Below are 21,373 nucleotides of genomic sequence, written 5' to 3'. Positions count from 1 at the left end.
GGCCATTACAGAAGAACTAAGCAGTCCGAACCCGCCGCCGATCAATCCATATGAGCATGGCACTGGCATACACCGACACCGCCAGAAACAGCGCCATGCGCACAGCAAAGGCGCGGTACACATCCTGCCCGCCCGCGCTGTCCTGCACCGACTGCCCCAGCAAGATCAGCATGGTCGTCAGGCAGCTCACCCAGTACGCCGGGCTTTGCCTGGTATCCACCGCACGGTAGAGCCTGCGCCCCTGCCAGAGAACGAACAGCAGCACCCACAGGAAAAACATCCACAGGTGCACGAACAGGCTCAACGCGCCCCACATCAGTATCGCCAGCAACCCGGCAAGCAAGGTCGAGCCGATCAGCTCGCGGCTGGCATGCCGCGCGCGGGTTTCGCCGGCCTGCTGCCCCAGGCTCACTGCCTTCATGATCAGCGGCATGTACTGGTCCGGGGCGATCAGCGCCAGCAGGAAAGCCGGCATGACGATCAACGTAGCACGCAAGGCGACCCAGCTCACCTGGTCACTGTCGAGCAGAGGCGGTGCCGGTTGCGCCGGCGCATCGGCCGGCTCTGGAAACAGCACATGCGCTGCCGCAGTACCCAGCACCGCCAGCAGCATGCCTTTGGCCAGCGCTTCGACCACCGACAGCGCCAGGCTGAAATCGCTGGTGCCGGCAGCAGCGATCATGGTCAGGCCGATCACCAGCAAATTGGCCAGCAGGCCGTTGCCGCCCTTCAGCGCATAACGCAAGGTCAGGAAAACCCCCACCCCCACCAGCAACACCCCACTCATCGGGGCATGGCGCAGCAGCGGAATCAGCAGCAGCCCGCTGCCGCAGGCAAGCAGCACCAGCACCGCCAGGGCCGGTGCCGCACGCAGGGGCAAGGGCTGGCTGCGCATGGCCAGCAACAACACCGCGAACACCGGCGCCAGGATCGGCACCGGCAGGCCGATGCCAAAACTCACCGCCAGGCACAGCGCCACGCCCCAGGCCAGGCGCAGGGCGCGCAGGCGGCGCAGCTCAATAGGCATACGACAGCCAGCTCATCAGCCACATGAACAGCCGGCCCAGCAGGTTCAAAGGATTGCCCTCGGTTGGCAGGGCCATGACTTCGGCCTGGCCGCCGACCCGCAAACCGCTCTTGTCCTGCAACTGGTCACGCTCCAGTTCGACGATCACCGGGAAGCGTTGCGCCGAGCGCAGCCACTCGCGGCTGTTCTGCACGGTCGGCAACGTGCCCGGCGGGTTGCTCTGGCCCACGCTCACGCCGTAGCCGATGCTGCGAATGCGCCCCTTCAACACCGTGCCGGGCAGCGCATCGAGCACTACCAGCACCGGAGTTTCTGGGCGCAGCCGACCGAGGTTGTTCTCGGTCATGTCGGCACTTATCCACACGTCATGGATGGCGATCAGGGTCATCATCGGGCTGCCGGCGCCGACATAGTGGCCAACGTCGGTGCGCAGGTCGGTGATCAGCCCGTTTGCATCGGCGCGTACCACGGTACGCGCCAGGTCCAGCCGGGCTTTTTCCACATTGGCCGCCGCGCTGCGCAGTTGGGCGTTGTCGTCCTGCGCCCCGCCCTGCTGCTCACGGGCCCGCTCCACTTCGGCACGGGCTGCCGCGACCTGGCTGATGGCCTGATCGCGGTTGGCCTGGGCGCCCTCCAGGCGGCGTACCGACACCGTGCCCGGGTCTTCATCGATCAGGCGCTTGAGCCGCTCGGCGTCCTGCCGCGCCTTGCGCTCGTTGGCCTGGGCCGCCAACAGCGCCGCCTGGGCCGAGTCGATGCCAGCGGTGTGGGCACCGATCTGCCGGCGTACCGTGTCCAGGTCGGCTTCGGCGCGGGCCAGGGCGATGCGGTACTGTTCCTGGTCCAGTTCGAACAGCACATCGCCCTTGCGTACTTCCTGGTTGTTGCCCACCGCCACACGCTTCACCTGCCCGGCCACCTCGGCACTCACCGGCACCACGTAGGCCTGCAGGCGGGCCTGCTGGGTATAGGGCGTGAAACGGTCGGCCAGCAGGTACCACAGCAGGCTCACGGCAATCAGCAGCAGCACCCAGCGCATGCCGCGATCGGGGGCTGGCGGGGGTGGCGTCGGCGTAGCGTCGCTCATTTCGTTTCACCTTGTGCATGTGCGCTGGGGGCTGGCTCGTCGAGCAGTTCGCCCCAATCTGTGCGTTGCTGCATCTGCTGGCGGGTGGCCGGGTCGATCGGTGCGCGGCTGGCGTCCCAGCCGCCGCCCAGGGCCTTGTACAACGTCACCAGGCTGCTGACGGCATTGCCGCGGCTGACCAGGTAGCCGTCCTGTTGCTGCAGCAGCAGTTGCTGGGCGTCGAGCACGCGCTGGAAGTCGGCAAAGCCTTCGCGGTACTGCGAGCTGGCCAGGCTCAGCGAGCGCTGCGCGGCCTGCGAGGCCTGGTCGCGGATGCTTGCGCTCTGCAGCGAGCGCACCAGCCCGCTGGCGGCATCGTCTGCCTCGCGGGCGGCTTCGCGCACGCCCTGGTGATACAGCTCGATCAGCTGCTGCAAGCGGGCATCTTCCACGCGCACGGCGTTCTTGCGCCGGCCGTAGTCGAACGGGTTCCAGATCAGGCTGGGCCCGGCGGCGATGTCGAAGGTATCGGGCAGGTGATTGGCCGTGACGAAGCTCCAGCCGATGCTGCCCAGCAGGCTCAGCTGTGGATAAAGGTCGGCCTCGGCCACCCCGACCAGCGCCGACTGCGCCGCCACCGCCTGCTCGGCGGCGCGGATGTCCGGGCGACGCTGCAGCAGGCTGGCGGGCACGCCCTGCAGCACGGCGCGGTCCGGCAACGGCAACTGGCCGTGGCCGGCATCCAGCTGTGGCAGCGGCCCGGGCGGCCGGCCCAGCAGCGAGCACAGCACGTTGCGCAGGGCATTGAGCTGGTTCTGAAACTCGGGGATGGTGGCCTGGGTAGCCAGGTACTGGGTGCGCGCCTGTTGCCAGTCGAGTTCGTCGTTTTCCCCATGACGGAACAGCCGCTCGGTTATCTCCAGGCTGCGCGCCTGGCGGCGGGCGTTTTCTTCGGCGATATCCAGCCGCGCCTCGGTGGTGCGCAGGGCAAAGTAGGTGTCGGCCACCTGCGCACGCAACAGCAACATGGCATCGGCGTAATTGGCCTGGGAGGCGAAGTAGACGGCGTCGGCGCTTTCGATGGCGCGGCTGAAGCGCCCCCAGAAGTCGATTTCCCAGCCGATGTCGAAGCCCGCGCTGGATTGCCAGAACACCGAATCACGCGCGGTAGCAGTGCCGGACTGGTCCTGCTTGAGGTACAGGCTCTGGGCGCGCAGCTGCTGCAGCTGTGGATAACGCCCGGTCTGCACGATGGCCAACTGGGCGCGGGCTTCGGCGATGCGCAAGCCGGCCACGCGCAGGTTGCTGTTGTTGGCATCGGCCTCGGCGATCAAGGCATCCAGGGCCGGGTCGGCGAACACGGCCCACCACTGGCGCAGGTCGGGCGCCGCGGCCTTCTGCCCGGCTTGCTCCAGCAGCGGGGTGTTCCAGGTGCTCAGCCACGGGTCCTGCGGCGGCTGGAAATCCGGGCCGACCTGGGTACAGCCCACCAACATGGCAGCCAGGCTCAGTGCACAACCACAGAGGCGTCCGGGCATGGCAGGCCTTGGCTCACGCCGACGGCTCGACGGGGTTTTCCGGCACCTGCAGCGCCACCCATTGCCAGAACAGTACATAAGTGACGCCCAGGATCACCGGGCCGATGAACAGGCCGATGATGCCCTTGACCACCATGCCGCCCAGTGCCCCGATCAGCACCACCGGCATCGGCACATCCACCCCGCGCCCCAGCAGCAGCGGCTTGAGCACGTTGTCGGCAAGCCCGGCGACGAAGCTGTAGATGGCGAAGATGATGGTCGCCACGGTAAAGCCTTCGACGTTGAAGATGTAGATGATCACCGGCACCGTGATCAACGTGGCCGGTGCCTGGGCAATCCCCAGCATGAGGATGACGATGGCCAGCATCCCGGCCCCCGGTACCCCTTTGATGACGAAGCCGACACCGATCAGCAGCATCTGGATGAAGGCAATGCCGATCACGCCCTGGGCCACCGCACGAATGGTGGCGGTGCACAGCTTGGCCAGTGGCTTGCCGCGCTCCTCGCCCGACACCCGCATGGCTATGCGCTGCGCCGCGATTTCGCCGCGGTCACCGAACGCCATGATGATGCCCGAGACGATGATCGCCGCGATGAACAACAGGAACGCGCCGCCTGCGCTGGCTGCAGCCCCCAGCACCGTGCGCCCGGCATCCTTGAGCTGGGGCATCCACTGGTTCAGCACACCGGCCATGTTTTCCGAGGCTGCCAGCCACAGGGCATGCACCTTCGGCCCGATCAGCGGCCAGGCCGCCACCGAATCGGGAGGCGCCGGCACGCTCCAGGCACCGCTTTTCAGCAACGTCACCAGGCTGTCCACCGACTCGCCGATGGACATCACCACCAGGTAGATCGGCACCAGCAGCACGACCAGTACCAGCAGAACGACCAGCGTCGCCGAAAGCCCGTCCTTGAGCCCTGTGCGGCGCTGGATGCGGCAATACAACGGGTACAAGGTCACCGCCAGGATCACCGACCACAGCATCAGCTCCAGGAACGGCTGGAACGTCTGGAAGGCGAATATCACCAGGGCAGCCACCAGGCCGGCCTTGATGAGCACATCGAGCAAGCCCCGCGACAGGCGGCTGTCCAGCTTGATACCCGGTTGCATGCTTCACCTCCGAACTCTACGCGCGCCATGTGGCGCGATTCAGTGGCCCGCTTCAGGGGTTGCCTGTGTGGGGCTGTCGTCACGCAACTGCCGCGCCAGGGCCATCATTACCAACGGCACTACCGCCATCGACAAGGTGATGGCCAGCACCAGCAGGTCATGCACCTGCTGCACCAGCACCTGATGGTCCAGCGCCAGCTTGAACACCACGAAGGCAAACTCGCCGCCAGAGGCCAGCACCACGCCCAGGCACAGCGCCTGGGCCTGGTTCAGCCCACCCACCGTGCGGCCCAGGCCATACAGCAGCGGCAACTTGATGACCACCAGCAGCAGGGTCAGCCCCAGCACCATTAACGGCATGCCGAACAGCAGGCGCAGGTCGGCGCTCATCCCCACGCCAACGAAGAACAGCCCCAGCAGCAAACCCTTGATGGGCTCGATCTGGGTTTCCAGTTCGTGGCGGAAAGGCGACTCGGCCATCAACACGCCCGCCAGAAATGCCCCCAGCGCCATCGACACGCCCACGTGCTCCATCACCCAGGCGGTGCCCAGCACCACCAGCAAGGCGGTAGCGGTCGACAGCTCGGGCAGGCCCGAACCGACTGTCCATTTGAAGACAGGGGTCAACAGGTAGCGGCCAAAGATGATCAGCACACCTATGCCAACCACCACCGCCAGCACCGGCCAGGCACCTTCGTCGGCGGTGCTGACATCACCACCGAGCAGCGGCACCACGGCAATCAGCGGGATCGCGGCAATGTCCTGGAACAGCAGGATCGCCACGGCCAGGCGGCCGTGCGGCTTGCCCAGGTCCTTGCGCTCGGCCAGTACCTGCAGGCCAAACGCGGTGGACGACAGCGCCAGGCCCAGGCCCAGCACGATGGCAGCCGGCTTCGACTGGCCGAACAGCCAGTACGCCAGCAGGCCAAGCACCACAGCGCTCAGGCCCACTTGTAGCGAGCCGACGCCAAACAGCGCCCGGCGCATGCTCCACAAACGCCGCGGCGACAGCTCCAGGCCGATGACGAACAGCAGCATCACCACACCCATCTCCGACAGGCGTGCCACGTTATCCGGGTTGTTCAGCAAGCCAAATACCGATGGCCCTATCAGGATGCCCGCCAGCAGATAGCCGGGCACCGCCCCCATTTTCAAACGCTGCGCCAGCGGTACCAGAAGCACCACGGCCAACAGGAACACCACCGTCGCCTGCAACAGGCTGCCATCATGTGGCATAGGCTCGCACCCTCGCTGCTCCCCGTGGGGAGAGATCAGAAACGCTCTTCGACGACTTTGAACGGGTAGTTGACGGCCTTGTATTTGCCGATCTTGCCGCGCTTGGGCAACTTCACCAGCCCGTCGCGGGTAATGTCCTTGTAGGGAATGCGCGTCAGCAGATGGCTGATGATGTTCAGCCGGGCACGGCGCTTGTCGTTGGAATGGGCCATGAACCACGGTGCCCAGGACGAATCGGAGGCGGCGAACATGTCGTCGCGGGCCCGGGTGTATTCATCCCAGCGGGTGTACGACTTGAGGTCCATCGGCGACAGCTTCCACAGCTTGCGGCCATCGTTGATGCGGTCCTGCAGGCGGCGGGTCTGCTCTTCGGCGCTGACCTCCAGCCAGTACTTGATGAGGATGATCCCTGACTCGACCATCATCTTTTCGAACAGCGGCACCACGGTGAGAAACTTGCTGCTCTGTTCTTCGCTGCAGAAGCCCATCACCCGCTCGACACCGGCGCGGTTGTACCAGCTGCGGTCGAAGATCACTACCTCGCCCGCGGCAGGCAGGTGGCCCAGGTAGCGTTGCACATACATCTGGGTCTTTTCCCGCTCGGTCGGTGCCGGCAGCGCCACCACGCGGAAGACTCGCGGGCTGACGCGCTCGGTAATGGCCTTGATGGTACCGCCCTTGCCGGCGCCATCGCGGCCCTCGAAGACAATGCACACCTTCAGGCCCTTGGCCACCACCCATTCCTGCAGCTTCACCAGTTCCACATGCAGCTGCTTGAGTGCCTTCTCGTACGCCTTGCCGCCCAGTTTCTCCGGCTGGTCCTTGAGGTCTTTTTTCCTGGACGACTTCGACATGGCACTCTCCTGAGGGCGAATGAAGAGTCAGTATGGTCGATCCATGGCAGTTTGCCGCTTCGCTTGTGGATTTCGCAGGCTTGCTTCTATCTCATTGATTCTGCAGGTGCTGGTGAGTGTTCCGGGGAGGGTGTGGGAGCGGATTTGCCCGCGAATGCGTCATTGAAGCTACCGACGCATTCGCGGGTGAACCCGCTCCCACAGGGTACGGGGGTGCCTTCGAGGCCGGATTACTTGGCCAGTTTGTTGTAGCTGGTCATCAGGTTGCGGTAGTCCGGAATATGGTTGGAGAACAGGGTCCCCAGCCCTTCGATGTCGTTGCGCCAGTCACGGTGCAGTTCGCAGGCCACGCCGAACCAGGTCATCAGTTGCGCCCCGGCGGCCTCCATGCGCCGCCAGGCCGAGTCACGGGTCAGTTCGTTGAAGGTGCCGGAGGCATCGGTGACGACGAATACCTCGAAGCCCTCCTCCAGCGCCGACAGTGCCGGGAAGGCCACGCACACTTCGGTCACCACGCCGGCGATCAGCAACTGCTTCTTGCCGGTGGCCTTGACGGCCTTGACGAAGTCTTCGTTGTCCCAGGCGTTGATGTTGCCAGGCCGGGCGATGTACGGGGCGTCGGGGAACTGCTCTTTCAGTTCGGGCACCAGCGGGCCGTTGGGGCCGGTCTCGAAACTGGTGGTGAGAATGGTCGGCAGCTTGAAGTACTTGGCCAGGTCCGACAGGGCCAGGACGTTGTTCTTGAAGCGGTCGGGGTCGATGTCCCTTACCAGCGAGAGCAGGCCGGTCTGGTGGTCGACCAGCAGCACGGCGGCGTTGTTCTTGTCCAGACGCTTGTATTGGAAGGCCATGACGGTTCTCCTTGCTTCAGCGGGTTGGAATATCAGCGTAGGCAAGGATGCGGGGTGGGGGGGACCGTCAGTCGGTTCGCCTGCCGAGGCCGGCGATGGGGCCGCATGGCGGCCCCTGCAATGCTCAGCCGAGCACCTTGCCAGCCACCTCATCGACCGCCGCCTTGGTGATGGCGACGATCTTTTCGGCATCCTCCTGGTTCAGCACCAACGGCGGTGCAAAACCGAGAATGTCACCATGCGGCATGGCCCGGGCGATCATCCCGCGCTCAAGGCACGCTGCCGACACCTGTGGCCCGACTTTCAACGCCGGGTCGAACGCCGTGCGCGCCTCGCGATCGGCCATGAATTCGACCGCGCAAAGCATGCCGTCACCCCGTACTTCACCTACCAGCGGGTGGCCTTCGAAGGTTTCGCGCATGCGCCGGTTCAGGTATGCCCCCACCACTTCGGCATTCTCGGTCAGGTTCTCGCGCTCGAGAATATCCAGGTTGGCCAGCGCCGCCGCCGCGCAGATCGGGTGCCCGGAGTAGGTCCAGCCGTGGCCCATCGGGCCGGCCTTCTGCGAGCCTTCTTCGATCACGTTCCACACCTTCTCACCAACGATCACTGCCGACAGAGGCGCATAGGCGCTGGTCAGGCCCTTGGCCGTGGTGATCAGGTCCGGGCGGATGTCGTAGCGCTGGCTGCCCATCTTCGAGCCCAGGCGGCCGAAGGCGCACACCACTTCGTCGGCGATCAACAGCACGTCGTAGCGATCGAGCACAGCCTGGATCGCCTTCCAGTAGCCCTTCGGCGGCACGATGATGCCACCGGTGCCCATCAGCGGCTCGCCAATGAACGCGGCAACGGTGTCGGGCCCTTCGGCCAGAATCAGTTGCTCCAGCTCGTCGGCGCAATAGCGCACGAAGGCCTGCTCATCCATGCCGGCCGGTGCCTTGCGGTACCAGTGCGGGCAGACCGTATGCTTGACGCCTTCCACCGGCAGGTCGAAATGCTGGTGGAAGCTGGGCAGGCCGGTAAGGCTGCCGGTCATGATGCCCGAGCCGTGATAGCCGCGGTCGCGAGAGATGATCTTCTTCTTGAGTGGGCGACCGAGGATGTTGTTGTAGTAGCGCACCAGCTTGACCTGGGTCTCGTTGGCATCGGACCCCGACAGGCCGTAATAGACCTTTTTCATCCCGGCCGGCGCCCAGTCGATGATGCGGCTGGAAAGCTCGATGATCGCTTCGGTCGAGTGGCCGACGTAGGTGTGGTAATACGCCAGCTCCTTGGCCTGGCGATGGATGGCGTCAGCGACCTCGGTACGCCCGTAACCGATGTTCACGCAGTACAGGCCGGCGAAGGCGTCGATCAGTTCGCGGCCTTCATGGTCACGCAGACGGATGCCCTCGGCACCGGTGATGATCCGGCCCTTGAGCGCGCCGCTGGCGTGGTCATGGGCGTGGGTCGAGGGGTGCATGAAGTGGGCGCGGTCCTGTTCGAACAGCTGGCTGAAATCTTGGCTCATGGCAAACACTCCTTAGAACTGACCGTGGTGGTGCAAGCAAACGTATTTGGTTTCGACGAAGGGTTCGAAGCCCTCGCTGCCGCCTTCGCGGCCCAGGCCCGAGGCCTTCATGCCGCCGAACGGGATGGGGTGGCCGGTGAACTTGACGCCGTTGATCGCCACCATCGCGTGGTCGAGCCGGCGCACCAGCGGGTGCACGACATCGAGGCGGTTGCCGACGATGTAGGCAGCCAGGCCGTACTCGGTGTCATTGGCCATGGTGATGGCCTGCTCCAGCGTGTCGAACGGCATGACCCCGGCAATCGGCGCGAAGTTTTCTTCCTGGTAGATGCGCATCGCCGGCGTGACATCGGCAAGCACCGTCGGCTGGAAGAACCAGCCACCCAGCGCATGGCCCTCGCCACCGACCAGGCGCCGGGCGCCACGCTGCAGGGCGTCCTCGACCCGGGCCTGGGTGGCATCGAACGCGGCCTGGTGCATCAACGGGCCGACCTCTGCGGCCGTCTCCTCGCCATCGACCATCGCCGGGCCAACCTTCAGCGCCCGCACCGCTTCGGCGAAGCGCGCCAGGAATGCTTCGTACAACGGCCGCTGCACCATGATCCGGTTGGCCGCGCAGCAGTCCTGGCCAGACGTCTGGAACTTGGCGGCCACGGCCACCCGCACGGCCAGCTCCAGGTCGGCATCGGCGCAGACGATGAACGGCGCATTGCCGCCCAGCTCCAGCGCCACTTTCTTCACATCCTGAGCCGCGGCTTGCAGCACCAGCTTGCCGACCCGGGTCGAGCCGGTGAAGCTGACCGCCCGCACGCGGCTGTCACGCACCAGGGTTTCCATGGCCATCTGCGGCTCGCCGATCACCACGTTGAACACCCCCGGCGGGAAGCCGGCGTCCTCTGCCAGCTGGGCCAGGGCCAGCGCCGAAAACGGTGTTTCATGGGCCGGTTTGACCACCACCGTGCAGCCGGCCGCCAACGCCGCAGCCGCCTTGCGAGTGATCATGGCGCTGGGAAAGTTCCACGGGGTGAGCAGCGCGCAGACCCCGACGGGCTCCTTCAGCGTACTCAGCTGGGCACCCGGAATATGGCTGGGGATGGTCTGCCCGTTGAGGCGCCGGGCCTCCTCGGCAAACCAGGGAATGAAGCTTGCCGCATAGGCAATTTCACCGCGTGCTTCGGCCAGCGGCTTGCCCTGCTCCTCGCTGAGAATGCGCGCCAGAGCCTCCTGGTGCTCGAGCATCAATTCGGCCCAGCGCCGCAACAGCGCAGCGCGGCTGTCCAGGCTCTGCTGGCGCCAGGCCGGGAAAGCCCGCTGGGCGGCATCCACCGCGGCGACGATCTGCTCATGGTCGAGCAGCGGCACATGGCCGATGACCTGGCGGTTGGCCGGGTCATGCACGGCGACGCTGTTGCCACTGTGGCTGTGCAGCCATTGGCCATCGACGTGGCACAGGCTGTTGAATGGGTAGTGGTGTGACATGACTGTTCTCCATACCTCGTTGTCGTGGCGCCAGGTTCAGGCCAGTACGTCGGCGATCACCGCCAGGGTGTCGCCGCACTGCACCAGGCCGGGAAAGTGCCGGGCTACGAGCAAGCCATTGCGTCGGGCGCGGTACTCGACCGGGGCGCTGCCGGTGCGGCGGATGTCATGGATACGGGCGATCACTTCGCCCTGGCTGACCGTTTCGCCCAGGTCGCGGCACATCTCCAGCAAGCCGTCGTGCTCGCTGGCGATGAAGCAATCGCCATCGGGCATGTCCAGCAGGGTTGTCTCGCCCTGCTCCACTTCGCCGGCGAGGATGCCGGTGTGAATCAGCACATTGCGCACGCCGCGCTCCGCCAGGGCCACGCTTTTCGCCGTGGAGGTGCCACCACCGCCCAGTTCGGTGGTGATGAACACCTTGCCCTGCTCTTCTGCCGCGGTGTCGTACATCGCCTGCGCATCCAGCTCGAGCATGCGCATGCTGTAGGGCGCGGCGAAGGCCTGCATGCCGGCTTCACAACGGGCCTGCTGGGCCTTGTCGGGCAGCACATGGCATGCAGCAAACGGCAGGAAGTCGAGGGTGCGACCACCGGAGTGGATGTCCAGGACGATATCGGCCAACGGCAGCAAGGTGCGGCGGAAATAGTCGGCGATCTTTTCCGTCACGCTGCCATCAGGCCGGCCAGGGAAGCTGCGGTTGAGGTTGCCCCGGTCGATCGGCGAGGTGCGGGTGCCCGCCTGGAACGCCGGTGTGTTCATGAACGGCACGATGATCACCCGCCCGTTTACCTGCCCGGCCTGCAGCTGCTGGGCCAGCTTGCTCAGCGCCACCGGACCTTCGTATTCGTCACCGTGATTGCCACCCGTGAGCAAGGCTGTCGGGCCATTGCCGTTCCTGACCACCGTCAGCGGAATCATCACCGCCCCCCAGGCCGAGTCGTCACGCGAGTACGGCAGCTTGAGGAAGCCGTGCTGCACGCCGTCCTGCTCGAAATCCAAGGTACAGGTGATGGGGTTGGCCACCGTGGCGGCGGCCTGTGCGATTGCATTCATGGGTCAGTCCTTCACGAACAGCTGGCGCGGCACGTTGCACAGGGTCTCGACCCCGGTCTCGGTGATGAGGATGCTTTCGGTGATCTCCAGGCCCCAGTCATCCATCCACAGCCCCGGCATGAAGTGGAAGGTCATGCCCGGTTGCAGCACGCTGGTGTCGCTCGGGCGCAGGCTCATGGTGCGCTCGCCCCAATCTGGCGGGTAGCTGATACCGATCGGGTAACCACAGCGGCTGTCCTTGTGTATGCCGAACTTCTCCAGCACGCGGAAGAACGCCCTGGCGATGTCACCGGTGGTGTTGCCTGGCCGCGCGGCATCGAGGCCGGCCGCGATACCTTCGACCACCGCCTTTTCGCCATCGAGAAAGTGTTGCGGCGGCTTGCCCAGGTACACGGTGCGCGACAGCGGGCAGTGGTAGCGCTTGTAGCAGCCGGCAATCTCGAAGAACGTGCCGGCGCCGCGGGTGAACGGTGAATCGTCCCAGGTAAGGTGCGGCGCGCTGGCATCAGCGCCAGTCGGCAGCAACGGCACGATGGCCGGGTAGTCGCCGCCATGGCCATCGACACCGAGGATGCCGCTGCGGTAGATCTCGGCCACCAGCTCGTTCTTGCGCATGCCCGGCTCGATGCGTTCGAGGATGCACCCGTGCATCTGTTCGACGATGCGCGCGGCGATACGCATGTATTCGATTTCCTGCGGCGACTTGACCGCCCGCTGCCAGTTGACCAGCCCGGCGGCATCGCTGAAACGCGCCTGTGGCAGGTGCTTGCACAGCGCCTGGTAGGCCGCCGCGCTGAAGTAGTAGTTGTCCATCTCCACGCCAATGCTCAGGCCGCCCCAGCCCTTGGCCAGAATCACCTCCTGGCACAGGTAGTCCATCGGGTGGCGCTCGCGTGACTGCACATAGATGTCCGGGTAGCCGACGATGTTGTCGTGCTGCATGAACACCGTGCGCCTTGCGCCATTGGCGTCCTGGCCGCGGCCAAACCAGATCGGCTCGCCATCGAGCGCCAGCAGCACGCACTGGTGCACGTAGAACGACCAGCCGTCATAGCCGGTGAGCCAGGCCATGTTCGATGGATCGGTAACCAGCAAAAGCTCCAGGCCCTGTGCCTGCATGGCAGCGCGGGTCTTGGCCAGGCGCTGGGCGTACTCCTGCCGGCTGAACGGCAGGTTGACCACTGTCTGTGACATACGGATGCCCTTCTTGTGAGTGGGTTGTGAAAACTGTCAGCTGTGAAACGCCAGGCCTTTGTGGGCGGCGATTGCGCGTTCGAAGGCAAGGTTGGCGATGGCGGTGTCCTGGGCCCCGGTGCCGGTCAGGTCGCACAGGGTGACCTCTTCGGCCTGTACACGGCCCGGGTGCAGGCCGGCGATGATCTGGCCCAGCTCGGAATGAACGGCCTGCTCGCTGACCGCGCCAGCGCGCAATGCGTGGTGCAGTTCACCCAGCACGCGGGTCTGGCTCAGGCGGTCGGCGACATAACGATCAAGCCGGGCCAGGGCCGTGGGCGCGATCTCGTTCTTGTGCTCGGCATCCGAGCCCATGGCAGTGATGTGCAGCCCCGGTTGCAGGTGATGCGGCTGGATCAGCGGCTCGCGGCTGGGGGTGCAAGTGATGGCGATATCGACCGCCTGCATGGCCTGGTCGACACTGTCGCAGGCCTGTACCTGCAGTTGCCCATCACGCCCCAGGTCGTCACATAACGCTGCGGTTCTCTGCGCATCGCGCCCCCACACCTTGACCTGCTCGATCGGCCGCACCAGGCGCAGTGCCTGCAGCTGCAGGCGTGCCTGTTCGCCACTGCCGATCAAGGCCACGCTGCGGCTGTCCTGCCGCGACAGCCAGCGTGCAGCTACCGCACCGGCTGCAGCGGTGCGCACGGCGGTGAGGTAGCCATTGTCGAGGAGCAAGGCATCGAGCAGGCCAGTGCGGGCCGACAGCAGCATCATCATGCCGTTGAGGCTGGGCAGGCCAAGCTTGGGGTTGTCGAAAAAGCCCGGGCTGACCTTGATCGCGAAACGCTCCAGCCCAGGCAGGTAGGCGGTTTTCACGTCCACCTCGCCGTTGTGCTCGGGCACATCCAGACGCAGGATCGGCGGCATCGCCACCTTGGCCGTGGCAAGCAGGGCAAAGGCCTGCTCGATGGCATCGATCGCGTTGCGGTCGAGGGTGATGCAGCTACGCAGGTCGGCTTCGCTGAGCAAGGTGATGGCCGGCATTCGAATACCTCCAGTGAAGGAAACGTGAATTTCAGGCGTCGCCGCCGTTGAGGACGCGCTGATGCTGTGCGCTGTCGACGTTGCGCCCGCTGACCACCACCACGACAGGGCCGCGGGCCGTCACCAGGCCGTCGAGCAGCGCGGCGATGCCGACTGCGCCGGCACCTTCGAGTACCAACCGCTCGTGCTGGTAGGCGTGGCGCATGCCATTGGCGATCGACGCTTCCGGCAGCAGGTGGAGTTGGTCGAGCAGACGCTGGGTCATGCTCAGGGTGTGCTGGTTGCCCAGGCCGATGCCGCCACCAAGCGAGTCGGCGAGTGTCGGCAGCTCCTCTACCTCGACTGGCCTGCCGGCCTGCAGGCTGGCGTACATCGCCGCGCCGCGCTGCATGCTGATGCCATGGGTGGTGATCGCCGGCTTGATGCTTTTCATGGCCAACGCCACACCCGCGAACAGGCCACCACCGGAGAGCGGAATCAGCACCTGCTCCACCTCGGGCAACTGCTCGATGATTTCCAGGCCCAGCGTGCCCTGGCCGGCGATGACCTGAGGGTGATCGAAAGGTGGAATAAGCGTTGCACCCTGTTGCTCGGCATGTTGTTGCGCGGCCTGTTGGGCATCGTCCTGGGAGTGGCCGACGATGCACACTTCGGCGCCCAGGTCGCGGATGGCCTGGACCTTGTTGGCTGGCACCAGTTGCGAAAGAAACACGGTTGCCTTCACGCCCAGTTGCGCAGCAGCGTGGGCCACCGCCCGGCCGTGATTGCCGGTGGAGGCCGTAACCACGCCGCAAGCGCGTTGTTCAGCGCTGAGTGCGGCGATGGCATTGCTGGCGCCGCGCAGCTTGAAGCTGCCGGTGGTCTGCAGGGCTTCGAGCTTCAGGTAGACCGGCGTGCCCAGGTGCCGCGACAGGCTGGGGGAAAGTTCCAGCGGCGTGCTGCGCACCAGGCCGTGGATACGCTGGCGGGCGAGGTAGAGATCGTGAAGCGAGAGCGCTGACATGACCGGGACCCAACAAGTGAGCTGATGTTGGGCGGAGTGTATGAGGCGAAAATTGTCGTGATGAATGTACTAGGGCAATTTGCCGGGGAATTTGTTTTTGCCTGTACCGGCCTCTTCGCGGGCATGCCCGCGAAGAGGCCGCTGCAGGAGATTTACAGTTCGTGGATCTGCGGATACTGCCCGAACAACTCCCGCATATCGCCAAAGGCCTGGCGCAACTTTGCCTCGGAACACTCGGCGCCCACGCACAAGCGCACGGCCCGTGGCCGCGGTGTACCGCGCACCAGAAACGGCTCCGGCGGCGTCACCGCAATCTGCCGGCGGCGCAAGGCACGCACCAGGCTGTCCACTTCCCAGCGCTCGGGAATGTTCAGCCATGCCCCCAGGGCATGGGCGTGCTGACCACGCACATAATCCCCCAGGTACTCACGCAACAAGGCCTGACGCTCGCCCAGCAAGGTGCGCTGCAGCGCCACCAGCTGCGTCGCGCGCCCATCGTTGATCCAGCGCGATGCAATCTCCGCCACCAAGGGCGTGGCCATCCAGCTGTTGACCCGCAAGATGCTCTCGGTGCGCAGCGCCAGGCGCTTGGGCATGGCCAGGTAGCCCACGCGCAGGCCGGTAAGCACCGACTTGGTCATGCTGGTGCAGTAGAACGACAGCTCCGGCGCATAGGAACTGAGCGGCCTGGCATGGCTGCCACCCAGCAGCGGCCCGTAAACGTCATCTTCGATGATATGCACGCCAAAGCGCCGGGCAATTTCGGCAATCTCCTGGCGACGGCTGTCGGGCATCAGGCTGACGGTCGGGTTGTTGAGGTTGGGTGTGCACACCAGCGCGGTCACCCGCTCGTTGCTGCAGATATCCTCGAAATGTTCCGGGTTGATGCCCTCGCGGTCCATCTCCAAGCCTTTGAGGGTGAAACCGAGCACCTGTGAATTGCCGATCACGCCATGGTCGGTCAACCCCTCGCACAGCACCACATCATCCGGCCCGGCCAGCGAGGCCAGGGCCAGGAAGATGGCGTGGGCGGCGCCGTTGGTGACCAGCACATCGTCACGCTCGACCTGCATGCCCAGGCCGGCAAGCCAGCGCACCGCCGCCTCGCGGTGGCTCTCGAAACCGGCGATGGGCCGGTAGGCATGGATCCACGGCTGCTCCTCTTCCACGGCCAGCTCGGCGCAGGTGTCGCGCCAGATGCGCTCATGCACCTGGGTATGCAGGATGCGGGTGATGGAGAAGTCGACCAGGGTACGCTCGGGCAGGTCGATGATGTCATCCGACACACGGTCGCTCATGCGCCGGCTGACGAAACTGCCACGGCCGATCTCGCAACGCACCAGGCCTTGGCGCTCCAGTTCCTTGTAGGCATTGGTCACGGTCTGCACGCTGATGCCCAGGGCATCGGCTACCTGCCGCTGCGGTGGCAGGCGCTGGTCATGTACCAATACGCCGCGCTCGATCTCGCCGGTGACGGCCTGGACCAGGATCTTGTATTTGGACTCGCCGATGCGGGCGGCATCCAGGGCTGCCTTCCAACTGTGCATCATGATGTTCGCTTCACTTGCCGGGGCCAGGGTCACAGCATCCCCCGTACAAGTGCTTCGGGCAATTGTCCTAGTGCAATGCCATCGCCGTTTCAGCTTTTGTATGCTCGGCCCAAGGTCGAACTCCCGCTGCCCGGCAGCTTCGAACAAAAGACCGACCTGCTTTCGCTGTTTTGCTCCACTGCCTCCTAACACAGAGCCGTCGACGACGGTTTTTATAACAAACAGGAGCTTCATTGATGAGCCAGCCTTTCAACGTTCCACGCCCCTTCCAGCGCCTGCTGATAGCCTGTGCCACCTTCGGTGTGCTTGCCAGCGCCCAGGCCGCCAGCCCGGACGAAATCAAGGAAACCAGCCACATCCGCATCGGCTACGCCAACGAAACTCCGTTCGCCTTCACCGAAACCGATGGCCGGGTAACCGGGGAGTCTCCGGAAATCGCCAAGATCATCTTCGAGAAGATGGGCATCAAACAGGTCGATGGCGTGCTCACCGAGTGGGGTTCGTTGATCCCGGGCTTGCGCGCCGGGCGCTTCGATGTGATTGCCGCCGGCATGTACATCACCCCGGCACGCTGCAAGCAGGTGATCTTCACCGACCCGCAGTACGCCCTGCCCGACACCCTGCTGGTGGCACAGGGCAATCCGAAGAACCTGCACAGCTACGCCGACATCGCCAGGAACCCGGACGTGAAGCTGGCGATCATGGCCGGCACGGTCAACCTAGCCTATGCCCGCGACTCAGGCATCACGGATGCGCAGATCCTTCAGGTGCCGGACACCACCGCCCAGTTGCAGGCCGTGCGCGCCGGCCGCGCCGATGCTGCCGTGGGCACCCAGCTGACCATGAAGGGCCTGGCGAAAAAGGGTGGCGACAAGGTCGAGGCAATCAGCGACTTCACCGATGACCCGGCCCACACCGGCTACGGTGCCCTGGCCTTCCGCCCCGAGGACAAAGCCCTGCGCGACGCGGTCAACGCCGAGATGAAGAAGTGGCTGGGCAGCGAGGAGCATCTGAAGACCGTCGCGCCGTTCGGCTTCGACCGCAGCAACGTGACTGACAAGACCGCCGCCGAGCTCTGTGCCCAGCAGTGAATCGAGGTGGCATGGCGCTTGCCGTGCCATTCCCTGTGTAATCCGATTATTCAGGTCGAACCATGGGTGAATTGATACCGTTGTTACTGCAAGGCGCCTGGATCACAATCCAGGTCACCTTCTTCGGCTCGCTGCTGGCCATCGTCGCCGCGATCCTCGCCGCCCTCGGCCGGCGTTCGTCATGGCGGCCATTGAGCTGGCTGTGCGTGGCCTACATCGAGCTGTTCCGCGGCACCTCGTTGCTGGTGCAGTTGTTCTGGCTGTTCTTCGTATTGCCGCTGCCACCGTTCAACCTCGAACTCAGCGCCTACACCGTGGCCATCGTCGGCCTCGGGCTGCATATCGGTGCCTACGGTGCCGAAGTGATGCGCGGGGCGATCAGCTCGGTGGCCAAGGGGCAGTACGAAGCCTGCACCGCGCTGAACATGCCCGCCACCATCCGCTTCCGGCGGATCATCCTGCCGCAGGCATTGCTGGCGGCCATCGCACCTGGCACCAACCTGCTGATCGAACTGCTGAAGAACACCTCGCTGGTGTCGCTGATCACCCTGTCGGACCTTAGCTTCCGCGCCCGTCAGCTGGACCAGGCGACCTTCCAGACCCTGGAAATCTTCAGCCTCACCCTGCTGCTCTACTTCGTCCTGGCGCAGGTCATCAACTTCCTCATGCGTCGGGTCGAACGGCGCCTGAGCCGCGGTCGCCTGCGGGGGAGCCTGTCATGAATTTCTGGGACTGGAACTACGTCGCGCAAATCCTGCCCGACTTGCTGCAGGCGTCGCTGAAAACCCTGGGCATCACCTTGGTTGGCTTCCTGATCGCAGTGGTGCTGGGCCTGTTCCTGGCCATCGCCCGACGCAGCCGCCAGGCCTGGCTGTCGTGGCCGGTGGCATTGCTGATCGAGTTCATCCGCAGTACGCCGCTGCTGATCCAGGTGTATTTCCTCTACTACGTGCTGCCCAACTACGGGGTCAACATGACGGCCATGCAGGCCGGCATCATCGGTATCGGCGTGCACTACGCCTGTTACCTGGCCGAGGTTTACCGCGGCGGCCTCGACTCGGTGGCGCGCAGCCAGTGGGAAGCGGTGGTCGCCCTCAACTTCGCGCCGTGGACCGCCTACCGGGCAGTCATCCTGCCCCAGGCGATTCGGCCGATCCTGCCGCCGTTGGGCAACTACCTGATCGCCATGCTCAAGGACACCCCGGTGCTGTCGGCCATCACCGTGGTGGAAATCATGCAGCAGGCCAAGAACGTCGGCTCCGAAAGCTTCCGCTACCTCGAGCCGATCACCCTGGTCGGTCTGTTCTTCCTGGCCTTGAGCGTCGCTCTGGCCTACCTCGTTCGGCGCCTTGAAGTGCGCCTGGAGCTCCGCTGATGATCGCCCCTGTGACCCACTTCGCCACTGCCACCGCCACCCAGCCGCTGGACACCCACATGCCCACACCGGCCATTGCCCAACCGATCGTCAGTTTCAAGGACGTGACCAAACGCTACGGCAGCTTCACCGTGCTCGACGGCCTCAACCTCGATGTCGCCCCCGGCGAAAAGGTGGCGATCATCGGCCCCAGCGGCTCGGGCAAGTCGACGTTGCTGCGGGTACTGATGACGCTTGAGGGCATCGACCAGGGCATGATCGAAGTCGATGGCGAATCGCTCACCCACATGCCCGGGCGCAACGGCGCGCAGCTCATCGCCAACGAGCGCCATGTACGCAAAGTGCGGGCGAAGATCGGCATGGTCTTCCAGAGTTTCAACCTGTTCCCGCACATGAGTGCCTTGCAGAACGTGATCGAGGCCCCGGTTCAGGTGTTGGGCGTGAAGCCGGCCGAGGCGCGCGAACGGGCTGCCGAGCTGCTGGAGATGGTTGGCCTGGGCAACAAGTTCGAGCATTACCCGTCGCAGTTGTCCGGTGGCCAGCAACAGCGCGTGGCGATTGCCCGGGCGCTGGCGATGCGGCCCAAGGTGATGCTGTTCGACGAAGTGACCTCGGCGCTGGACCCGGAACTGTGTGGCGAGGTGCTGAACGTGATCCGCCGGTTGGGCAGCGAGCACAACCTGACCATGCTGATGGTGACGCATCAGATGGGCTTTGCCAGGGAGTTCGCGGATCGGGTGTGCTTCTTCTACAAGGGGCAGATCCACGAACAGGGGACGCCGGCGCAGATCTACGAAAACCCGCAACAGGAGCGGACCCGAGCGTTCCTGAGTGCAGTGCGGGAGGCGAACTGACCGACGATTGTCGCTTCAGTACTCACGCCGCTTGCGAAACGCCCAGCGCCCCACCAGCACGGTGAAGGTCGCCACCAGCGCCACCAGCACCCAGAAACCATGGGGGTTTTCCGCCAGCGGCACACCCCCGACGTTCATGCCGAAGAAGCCGGCGATGATGTTGATGGGCAGCGCCAGCACGGTCACCACGGTCAGGGTGAACAGGGTGCGGTTGGTCTGTTCGTTGAGCTTGGCGGCGATTTCTTCCTGCAGCAGCTTGATCCGCTCACCGAGGGCGGTGAGGTCGCTGATCACCAGGGTGAACTCTTCTGTGGCCGCGCGCAGCTGGCGTATGTCTTGTTCCTGCAGCCAGTCGGGCGGCCGGTTGAGCAGGCGCAGCAACGCCCCTGGCTCCAGCGCCAGCAGGCGCTGCAGGCGCACCAGCACCCGGCGCATGCTGCCCAGTTCGGCGCGGTTGTCGCTCAGGCGCTGGGACAGCAACTGGTCTTCGATGCGGTCGACGCTGGTGGTGGTTTCACGCACGATCTGGGTCAGCACATCGCCCTGGTCGCGCAACAGATGGACCAGCAACTCGATGGATGAATGAAAGCGCTCGCCACGCTTGACCGAGGAGCGCAGCTTGTCCACCGAATGCAACGGCTGCAACCGCGCGCTCACCAGCAACTGGCTGCTGGCGCAGGCCCACAGCGTGGAGATGTCCGAGGACACCAGGCCGAAGTTGAACACCACATCGTTGACCACTGCCAGCAGCGCCGAGTCGGCGTGTTCGATACGGGTCGAGCGCGAACCTTCGCGCAGGGTTTCGAAGAAGGCTTCGGGCAACTGCAGGTGGGTGCGCAACCAGCGCTCACAGGCAGCGTGGGCCAGGTTCAGGTGCACCCACAGAAACTCGCCAGGTTCCAGCGGCTGGCCGAGCGTGCGCAACAACTGCGCCGAATCGATTTCGCGCCCCGGCTGGCCAGGGCGGAAGGCGAAGGCGTAGAGCAGGCCGAACAGGTCGTGGTCCTGTGGCAGATGCAGCGCGGGATGGCCCATTCGAACTCGCAATGAGGCACGGGGAGATGGCAGAAAGGTTGCTGAATATTCGTTGCAGTCAGATGACAGCTGGATAGCGGAAAGCCCTTTGGGCTGCGCTGTCGCGTAGAGAGCCGAATTCGCAAGCGGTCCGCATACCCTGTGGGAGCAACTGTCTTGCTCAATTTCTTAAAGTTGGCGCAATCCCCTGTGGGAGATTCTATGGTTGTGGGCAATGCTTTTTGCCCCCTTTGCTCATGTATTCGCCTTGAGTCTTCATCAAGGCGAATGCAATTCTGGCCAGCTTTCGGGACAGGATGACAAGGGCCTGAGTGGTTGCCTTACCTGTATTCCGATAATGTTCATACACCTCTTTCCACGCAGCTGTCTTGCTAGCCGCCATGGCTGCATTGTGCAGTAGCCGGCGCACTTCTGAGCAGCCTCGCTTGGTTAAGCATCGGCGTCCGGATTTCTGGCCTGATTCGGCAACTTTCAGATCCATGCCTAGAAAAGCGATGAATGAATCGCTGCGCTT

Annotated in this window: 20 protein-coding genes; 4 read left to right on the top strand and 16 right to left on the bottom strand. The window is 64.7% G+C overall.

Features of this window, described 5'->3' with window-relative positions:
• Positions 1 to 16: 16 nt before the first annotated feature.
• From CAG22_RS09730 to CAG22_RS09665, 14 genes are all read right to left on the bottom strand, one after another.
• Positions 17 to 1,027 (bottom strand): DUF2955 domain-containing protein, encoded by a 1,011-nt coding sequence (locus CAG22_RS09730; protein ID WP_085705374.1) that lies wholly within the window; start codon positions 1,025 to 1,027, stop codon positions 17 to 19.
• Positions 1,017 to 2,114: an HlyD family secretion protein gene (locus CAG22_RS09725; RefSeq protein ID WP_025337676.1), complete on the bottom strand. Its 1,098-nt coding sequence runs from the start codon at positions 2,112 to 2,114 to the stop codon at positions 1,017 to 1,019. Before CAG22_RS09725 ends, CAG22_RS09730 begins: the two co-directional genes overlap by 11 nt.
• The gene (locus CAG22_RS09720) at positions 2,111 to 3,631 is read right to left on the bottom strand and encodes an efflux transporter outer membrane subunit (protein WP_085593257.1); all 1,521 of its coding nucleotides are present in this window, start codon (positions 3,629 to 3,631) and stop codon (positions 2,111 to 2,113) included. Before CAG22_RS09720 ends, CAG22_RS09725 begins: the two co-directional genes overlap by 4 nt.
• Positions 3,632 to 3,644: 13 nt before the next feature.
• Positions 3,645 to 4,742: an AI-2E family transporter gene (locus CAG22_RS09715; RefSeq protein ID WP_025337674.1), complete on the bottom strand. Its 1,098-nt coding sequence runs from the start codon at positions 4,740 to 4,742 to the stop codon at positions 3,645 to 3,647.
• A gap of 39 nt (positions 4,743 to 4,781) precedes the next feature.
• Positions 4,782 to 5,978, bottom strand: coding sequence for a monovalent cation:proton antiporter-2 (CPA2) family protein (locus tag CAG22_RS09710; protein ID WP_085593260.1), 1,197 nt, complete (start codon positions 5,976 to 5,978; stop codon positions 4,782 to 4,784).
• Between the two features lie 35 nt (positions 5,979 to 6,013).
• The gene (ppk2, locus tag CAG22_RS09705) at positions 6,014 to 6,832 is read right to left on the bottom strand and encodes a polyphosphate kinase 2 (RefSeq protein ID WP_075043745.1); all 819 of its coding nucleotides are present in this window, start codon (positions 6,830 to 6,832) and stop codon (positions 6,014 to 6,016) included.
• A gap of 230 nt (positions 6,833 to 7,062) precedes the next feature.
• Positions 7,063 to 7,683 (bottom strand): isochorismate family cysteine hydrolase YcaC, encoded by a 621-nt coding sequence (gene ycaC / locus CAG22_RS09700; protein WP_010951959.1) that lies wholly within the window; start codon positions 7,681 to 7,683, stop codon positions 7,063 to 7,065.
• Positions 7,684 to 7,807: 124 nt separating this feature from the next.
• A complete protein-coding gene (locus tag CAG22_RS09695) occupies positions 7,808 to 9,193 on the bottom strand; it encodes an aspartate aminotransferase family protein (RefSeq protein WP_025337671.1) in 1,386 nt (461 codons plus the stop codon).
• Between the two features lie 12 nt (positions 9,194 to 9,205).
• Complete coding sequence (locus CAG22_RS09690; protein ID WP_025337670.1) at positions 9,206 to 10,672, bottom strand: NAD-dependent succinate-semialdehyde dehydrogenase; 1,467 nt, start codon at positions 10,670 to 10,672, stop codon at positions 9,206 to 9,208.
• A 36-nt stretch (positions 10,673 to 10,708) separates the two neighbouring features.
• Positions 10,709 to 11,728 carry a N(2)-acetyl-L-2,4-diaminobutanoate deacetylase DoeB gene (gene doeB, locus CAG22_RS09685; protein WP_085705372.1) on the bottom strand — a complete coding sequence of 340 codons (1,020 nt, stop codon included), beginning with the start codon at positions 11,726 to 11,728 and terminating at the stop codon, positions 10,709 to 10,711.
• Between the two features lie 3 nt (positions 11,729 to 11,731).
• The gene (gene doeA, locus CAG22_RS09680) at positions 11,732 to 12,922 is read right to left on the bottom strand and encodes an ectoine hydrolase DoeA (RefSeq protein ID WP_013970849.1); all 1,191 of its coding nucleotides are present in this window, start codon (positions 12,920 to 12,922) and stop codon (positions 11,732 to 11,734) included.
• Positions 12,923 to 12,958: 36 nt separating this feature from the next.
• Positions 12,959 to 13,951, bottom strand: coding sequence for an ectoine utilization protein EutC (gene eutC / locus CAG22_RS09675; RefSeq protein ID WP_025337667.1), 993 nt, complete (start codon positions 13,949 to 13,951; stop codon positions 12,959 to 12,961).
• Between the two features lie 31 nt (positions 13,952 to 13,982).
• Positions 13,983 to 14,954, bottom strand: a complete 972-nt coding sequence (gene eutB / locus CAG22_RS09670; RefSeq protein WP_085593268.1) for a hydroxyectoine utilization dehydratase EutB — start codon at positions 14,952 to 14,954, stop codon at positions 13,983 to 13,985.
• 152 nt (positions 14,955 to 15,106) lie between these two features.
• Positions 15,107 to 16,501, bottom strand: a complete 1,395-nt coding sequence (locus tag CAG22_RS09665; RefSeq protein WP_085593274.1) for a PLP-dependent aminotransferase family protein — start codon at positions 16,499 to 16,501, stop codon at positions 15,107 to 15,109.
• A 239-nt stretch (positions 16,502 to 16,740) separates the two neighbouring features.
• Between CAG22_RS09665 and ehuB the strand changes: the two genes are divergently transcribed.
• The 4 genes from ehuB (at position 16,741) to ehuA (ending at position 19,824) form a co-directional block, all read left to right on the top strand.
• Positions 16,741 to 17,595 (top strand): ectoine/hydroxyectoine ABC transporter substrate-binding protein EhuB, encoded by an 855-nt coding sequence (gene ehuB / locus CAG22_RS09660; protein WP_085693373.1) that lies wholly within the window; start codon positions 16,741 to 16,743, stop codon positions 17,593 to 17,595.
• Positions 17,596 to 17,657: 62 nt separating this feature from the next.
• A complete protein-coding gene (gene ehuC / locus CAG22_RS09655; RefSeq protein ID WP_025337663.1) occupies positions 17,658 to 18,317 on the top strand; it encodes an ectoine/hydroxyectoine ABC transporter permease subunit EhuC in 660 nt (219 codons plus the stop codon).
• Complete coding sequence (gene ehuD / locus CAG22_RS09650) at positions 18,314 to 18,970, top strand: ectoine/hydroxyectoine ABC transporter permease subunit EhuD (RefSeq protein WP_003256382.1); 657 nt, start codon at positions 18,314 to 18,316, stop codon at positions 18,968 to 18,970. The genes ehuC and ehuD overlap by 4 nt, the downstream gene beginning before the upstream one ends.
• Positions 18,971 to 19,029: 59 nt before the next feature.
• Positions 19,030 to 19,824: an ectoine/hydroxyectoine ABC transporter ATP-binding protein EhuA gene (gene ehuA / locus CAG22_RS09645; protein WP_075046875.1), complete on the top strand. Its 795-nt coding sequence runs from the start codon at positions 19,030 to 19,032 to the stop codon at positions 19,822 to 19,824.
• A gap of 15 nt (positions 19,825 to 19,839) precedes the next feature.
• Here ehuA and CAG22_RS09640 read toward each other — a convergent pair whose 3' ends face one another.
• Both CAG22_RS09640 and CAG22_RS09635 read right to left on the bottom strand, forming a co-directional pair.
• On the bottom strand, positions 19,840 to 20,859 hold the full coding sequence (locus tag CAG22_RS09640; RefSeq protein ID WP_085593272.1) for a transporter: 1,020 nt from the start codon (positions 20,857 to 20,859) through the stop codon (positions 19,840 to 19,842).
• 199 nt (positions 20,860 to 21,058) lie between these two features.
• Positions 21,059 to 21,373, bottom strand: a 315-nt coding sequence (locus tag CAG22_RS09635; RefSeq protein ID WP_139833438.1) for a transposase, incomplete at its 5' end; no start/stop codon positions are given.

It is taken from the genome of Pseudomonas sp. B8(2017), assembly GCF_002113575.1.
Classification (GTDB): Bacteria; Pseudomonadota; Gammaproteobacteria; order Pseudomonadales; family Pseudomonadaceae; genus Aquipseudomonas; species Aquipseudomonas putida_Z.
The sequence above is the reverse complement of the archived record's forward strand: the minus strand, read 5'-3'. Positions and strand labels throughout refer to the sequence as shown.

What these genes read in the sequence shown, in the direction of transcription:
- CAG22_RS09730 (WP_085705374.1), bottom strand. Translation starts at nt 1,027, where the DNA reads ATGCCTATTGAGCTGCGCCGCCTGCGCGCCCTGCGCCTGGCCTGGGGC.
- ehuD (WP_003256382.1), top strand. Translation starts at nt 18,314, where the DNA reads ATGAATTTCTGGGACTGGAACTACGTCGCGCAAATCCTGCCCGACTTG.
- doeA (WP_013970849.1), bottom strand. Translation starts at nt 12,922, where the DNA reads ATGTCACAGACAGTGGTCAACCTGCCGTTCAGCCGGCAGGAGTACGCC.
- CAG22_RS09690 (WP_025337670.1), bottom strand. Translation starts at nt 10,672, where the DNA reads ATGTCACACCACTACCCATTCAACAGCCTGTGCCACGTCGATGGCCAA.
- eutB (WP_085593268.1), bottom strand. Translation starts at nt 14,954, where the DNA reads ATGTCAGCGCTCTCGCTTCACGATCTCTACCTCGCCCGCCAGCGTATC.
- ehuA (WP_075046875.1), top strand. Translation starts at nt 19,030, where the DNA reads ATGCCCACACCGGCCATTGCCCAACCGATCGTCAGTTTCAAGGACGTG.
- ehuC (WP_025337663.1), top strand. Translation starts at nt 17,658, where the DNA reads ATGGGTGAATTGATACCGTTGTTACTGCAAGGCGCCTGGATCACAATC.
- CAG22_RS09710 (WP_085593260.1), bottom strand. Translation starts at nt 5,978, where the DNA reads ATGCCACATGATGGCAGCCTGTTGCAGGCGACGGTGGTGTTCCTGTTG.
- CAG22_RS09715 (WP_025337674.1), bottom strand. Translation starts at nt 4,742, where the DNA reads ATGCAACCGGGTATCAAGCTGGACAGCCGCCTGTCGCGGGGCTTGCTC.
- ycaC (WP_010951959.1), bottom strand. Translation starts at nt 7,683, where the DNA reads ATGGCCTTCCAATACAAGCGTCTGGACAAGAACAACGCCGCCGTGCTG.
- CAG22_RS09720 (WP_085593257.1), bottom strand. Translation starts at nt 3,631, where the DNA reads ATGCCCGGACGCCTCTGTGGTTGTGCACTGAGCCTGGCTGCCATGTTG.
- CAG22_RS09640 (WP_085593272.1), bottom strand. Translation starts at nt 20,859, where the DNA reads ATGGGCCATCCCGCGCTGCATCTGCCACAGGACCACGACCTGTTCGGC.
- eutC (WP_025337667.1), bottom strand. Translation starts at nt 13,951, where the DNA reads ATGCCGGCCATCACCTTGCTCAGCGAAGCCGACCTGCGTAGCTGCATC.
- CAG22_RS09725 (WP_025337676.1), bottom strand. Translation starts at nt 2,114, where the DNA reads ATGAGCGACGCTACGCCGACGCCACCCCCGCCAGCCCCCGATCGCGGC.
- CAG22_RS09695 (WP_025337671.1), bottom strand. Translation starts at nt 9,193, where the DNA reads ATGAGCCAAGATTTCAGCCAGCTGTTCGAACAGGACCGCGCCCACTTC.
- doeB (WP_085705372.1), bottom strand. Translation starts at nt 11,728, where the DNA reads ATGAATGCAATCGCACAGGCCGCCGCCACGGTGGCCAACCCCATCACC.
- ppk2 (WP_075043745.1), bottom strand. Translation starts at nt 6,832, where the DNA reads ATGTCGAAGTCGTCCAGGAAAAAAGACCTCAAGGACCAGCCGGAGAAA.
- ehuB (WP_085693373.1), top strand. Translation starts at nt 16,741, where the DNA reads ATGAGCCAGCCTTTCAACGTTCCACGCCCCTTCCAGCGCCTGCTGATA.
- CAG22_RS09665 (WP_085593274.1), bottom strand. Translation starts at nt 16,501, where the DNA reads ATGCACAGTTGGAAGGCAGCCCTGGATGCCGCCCGCATCGGCGAGTCC.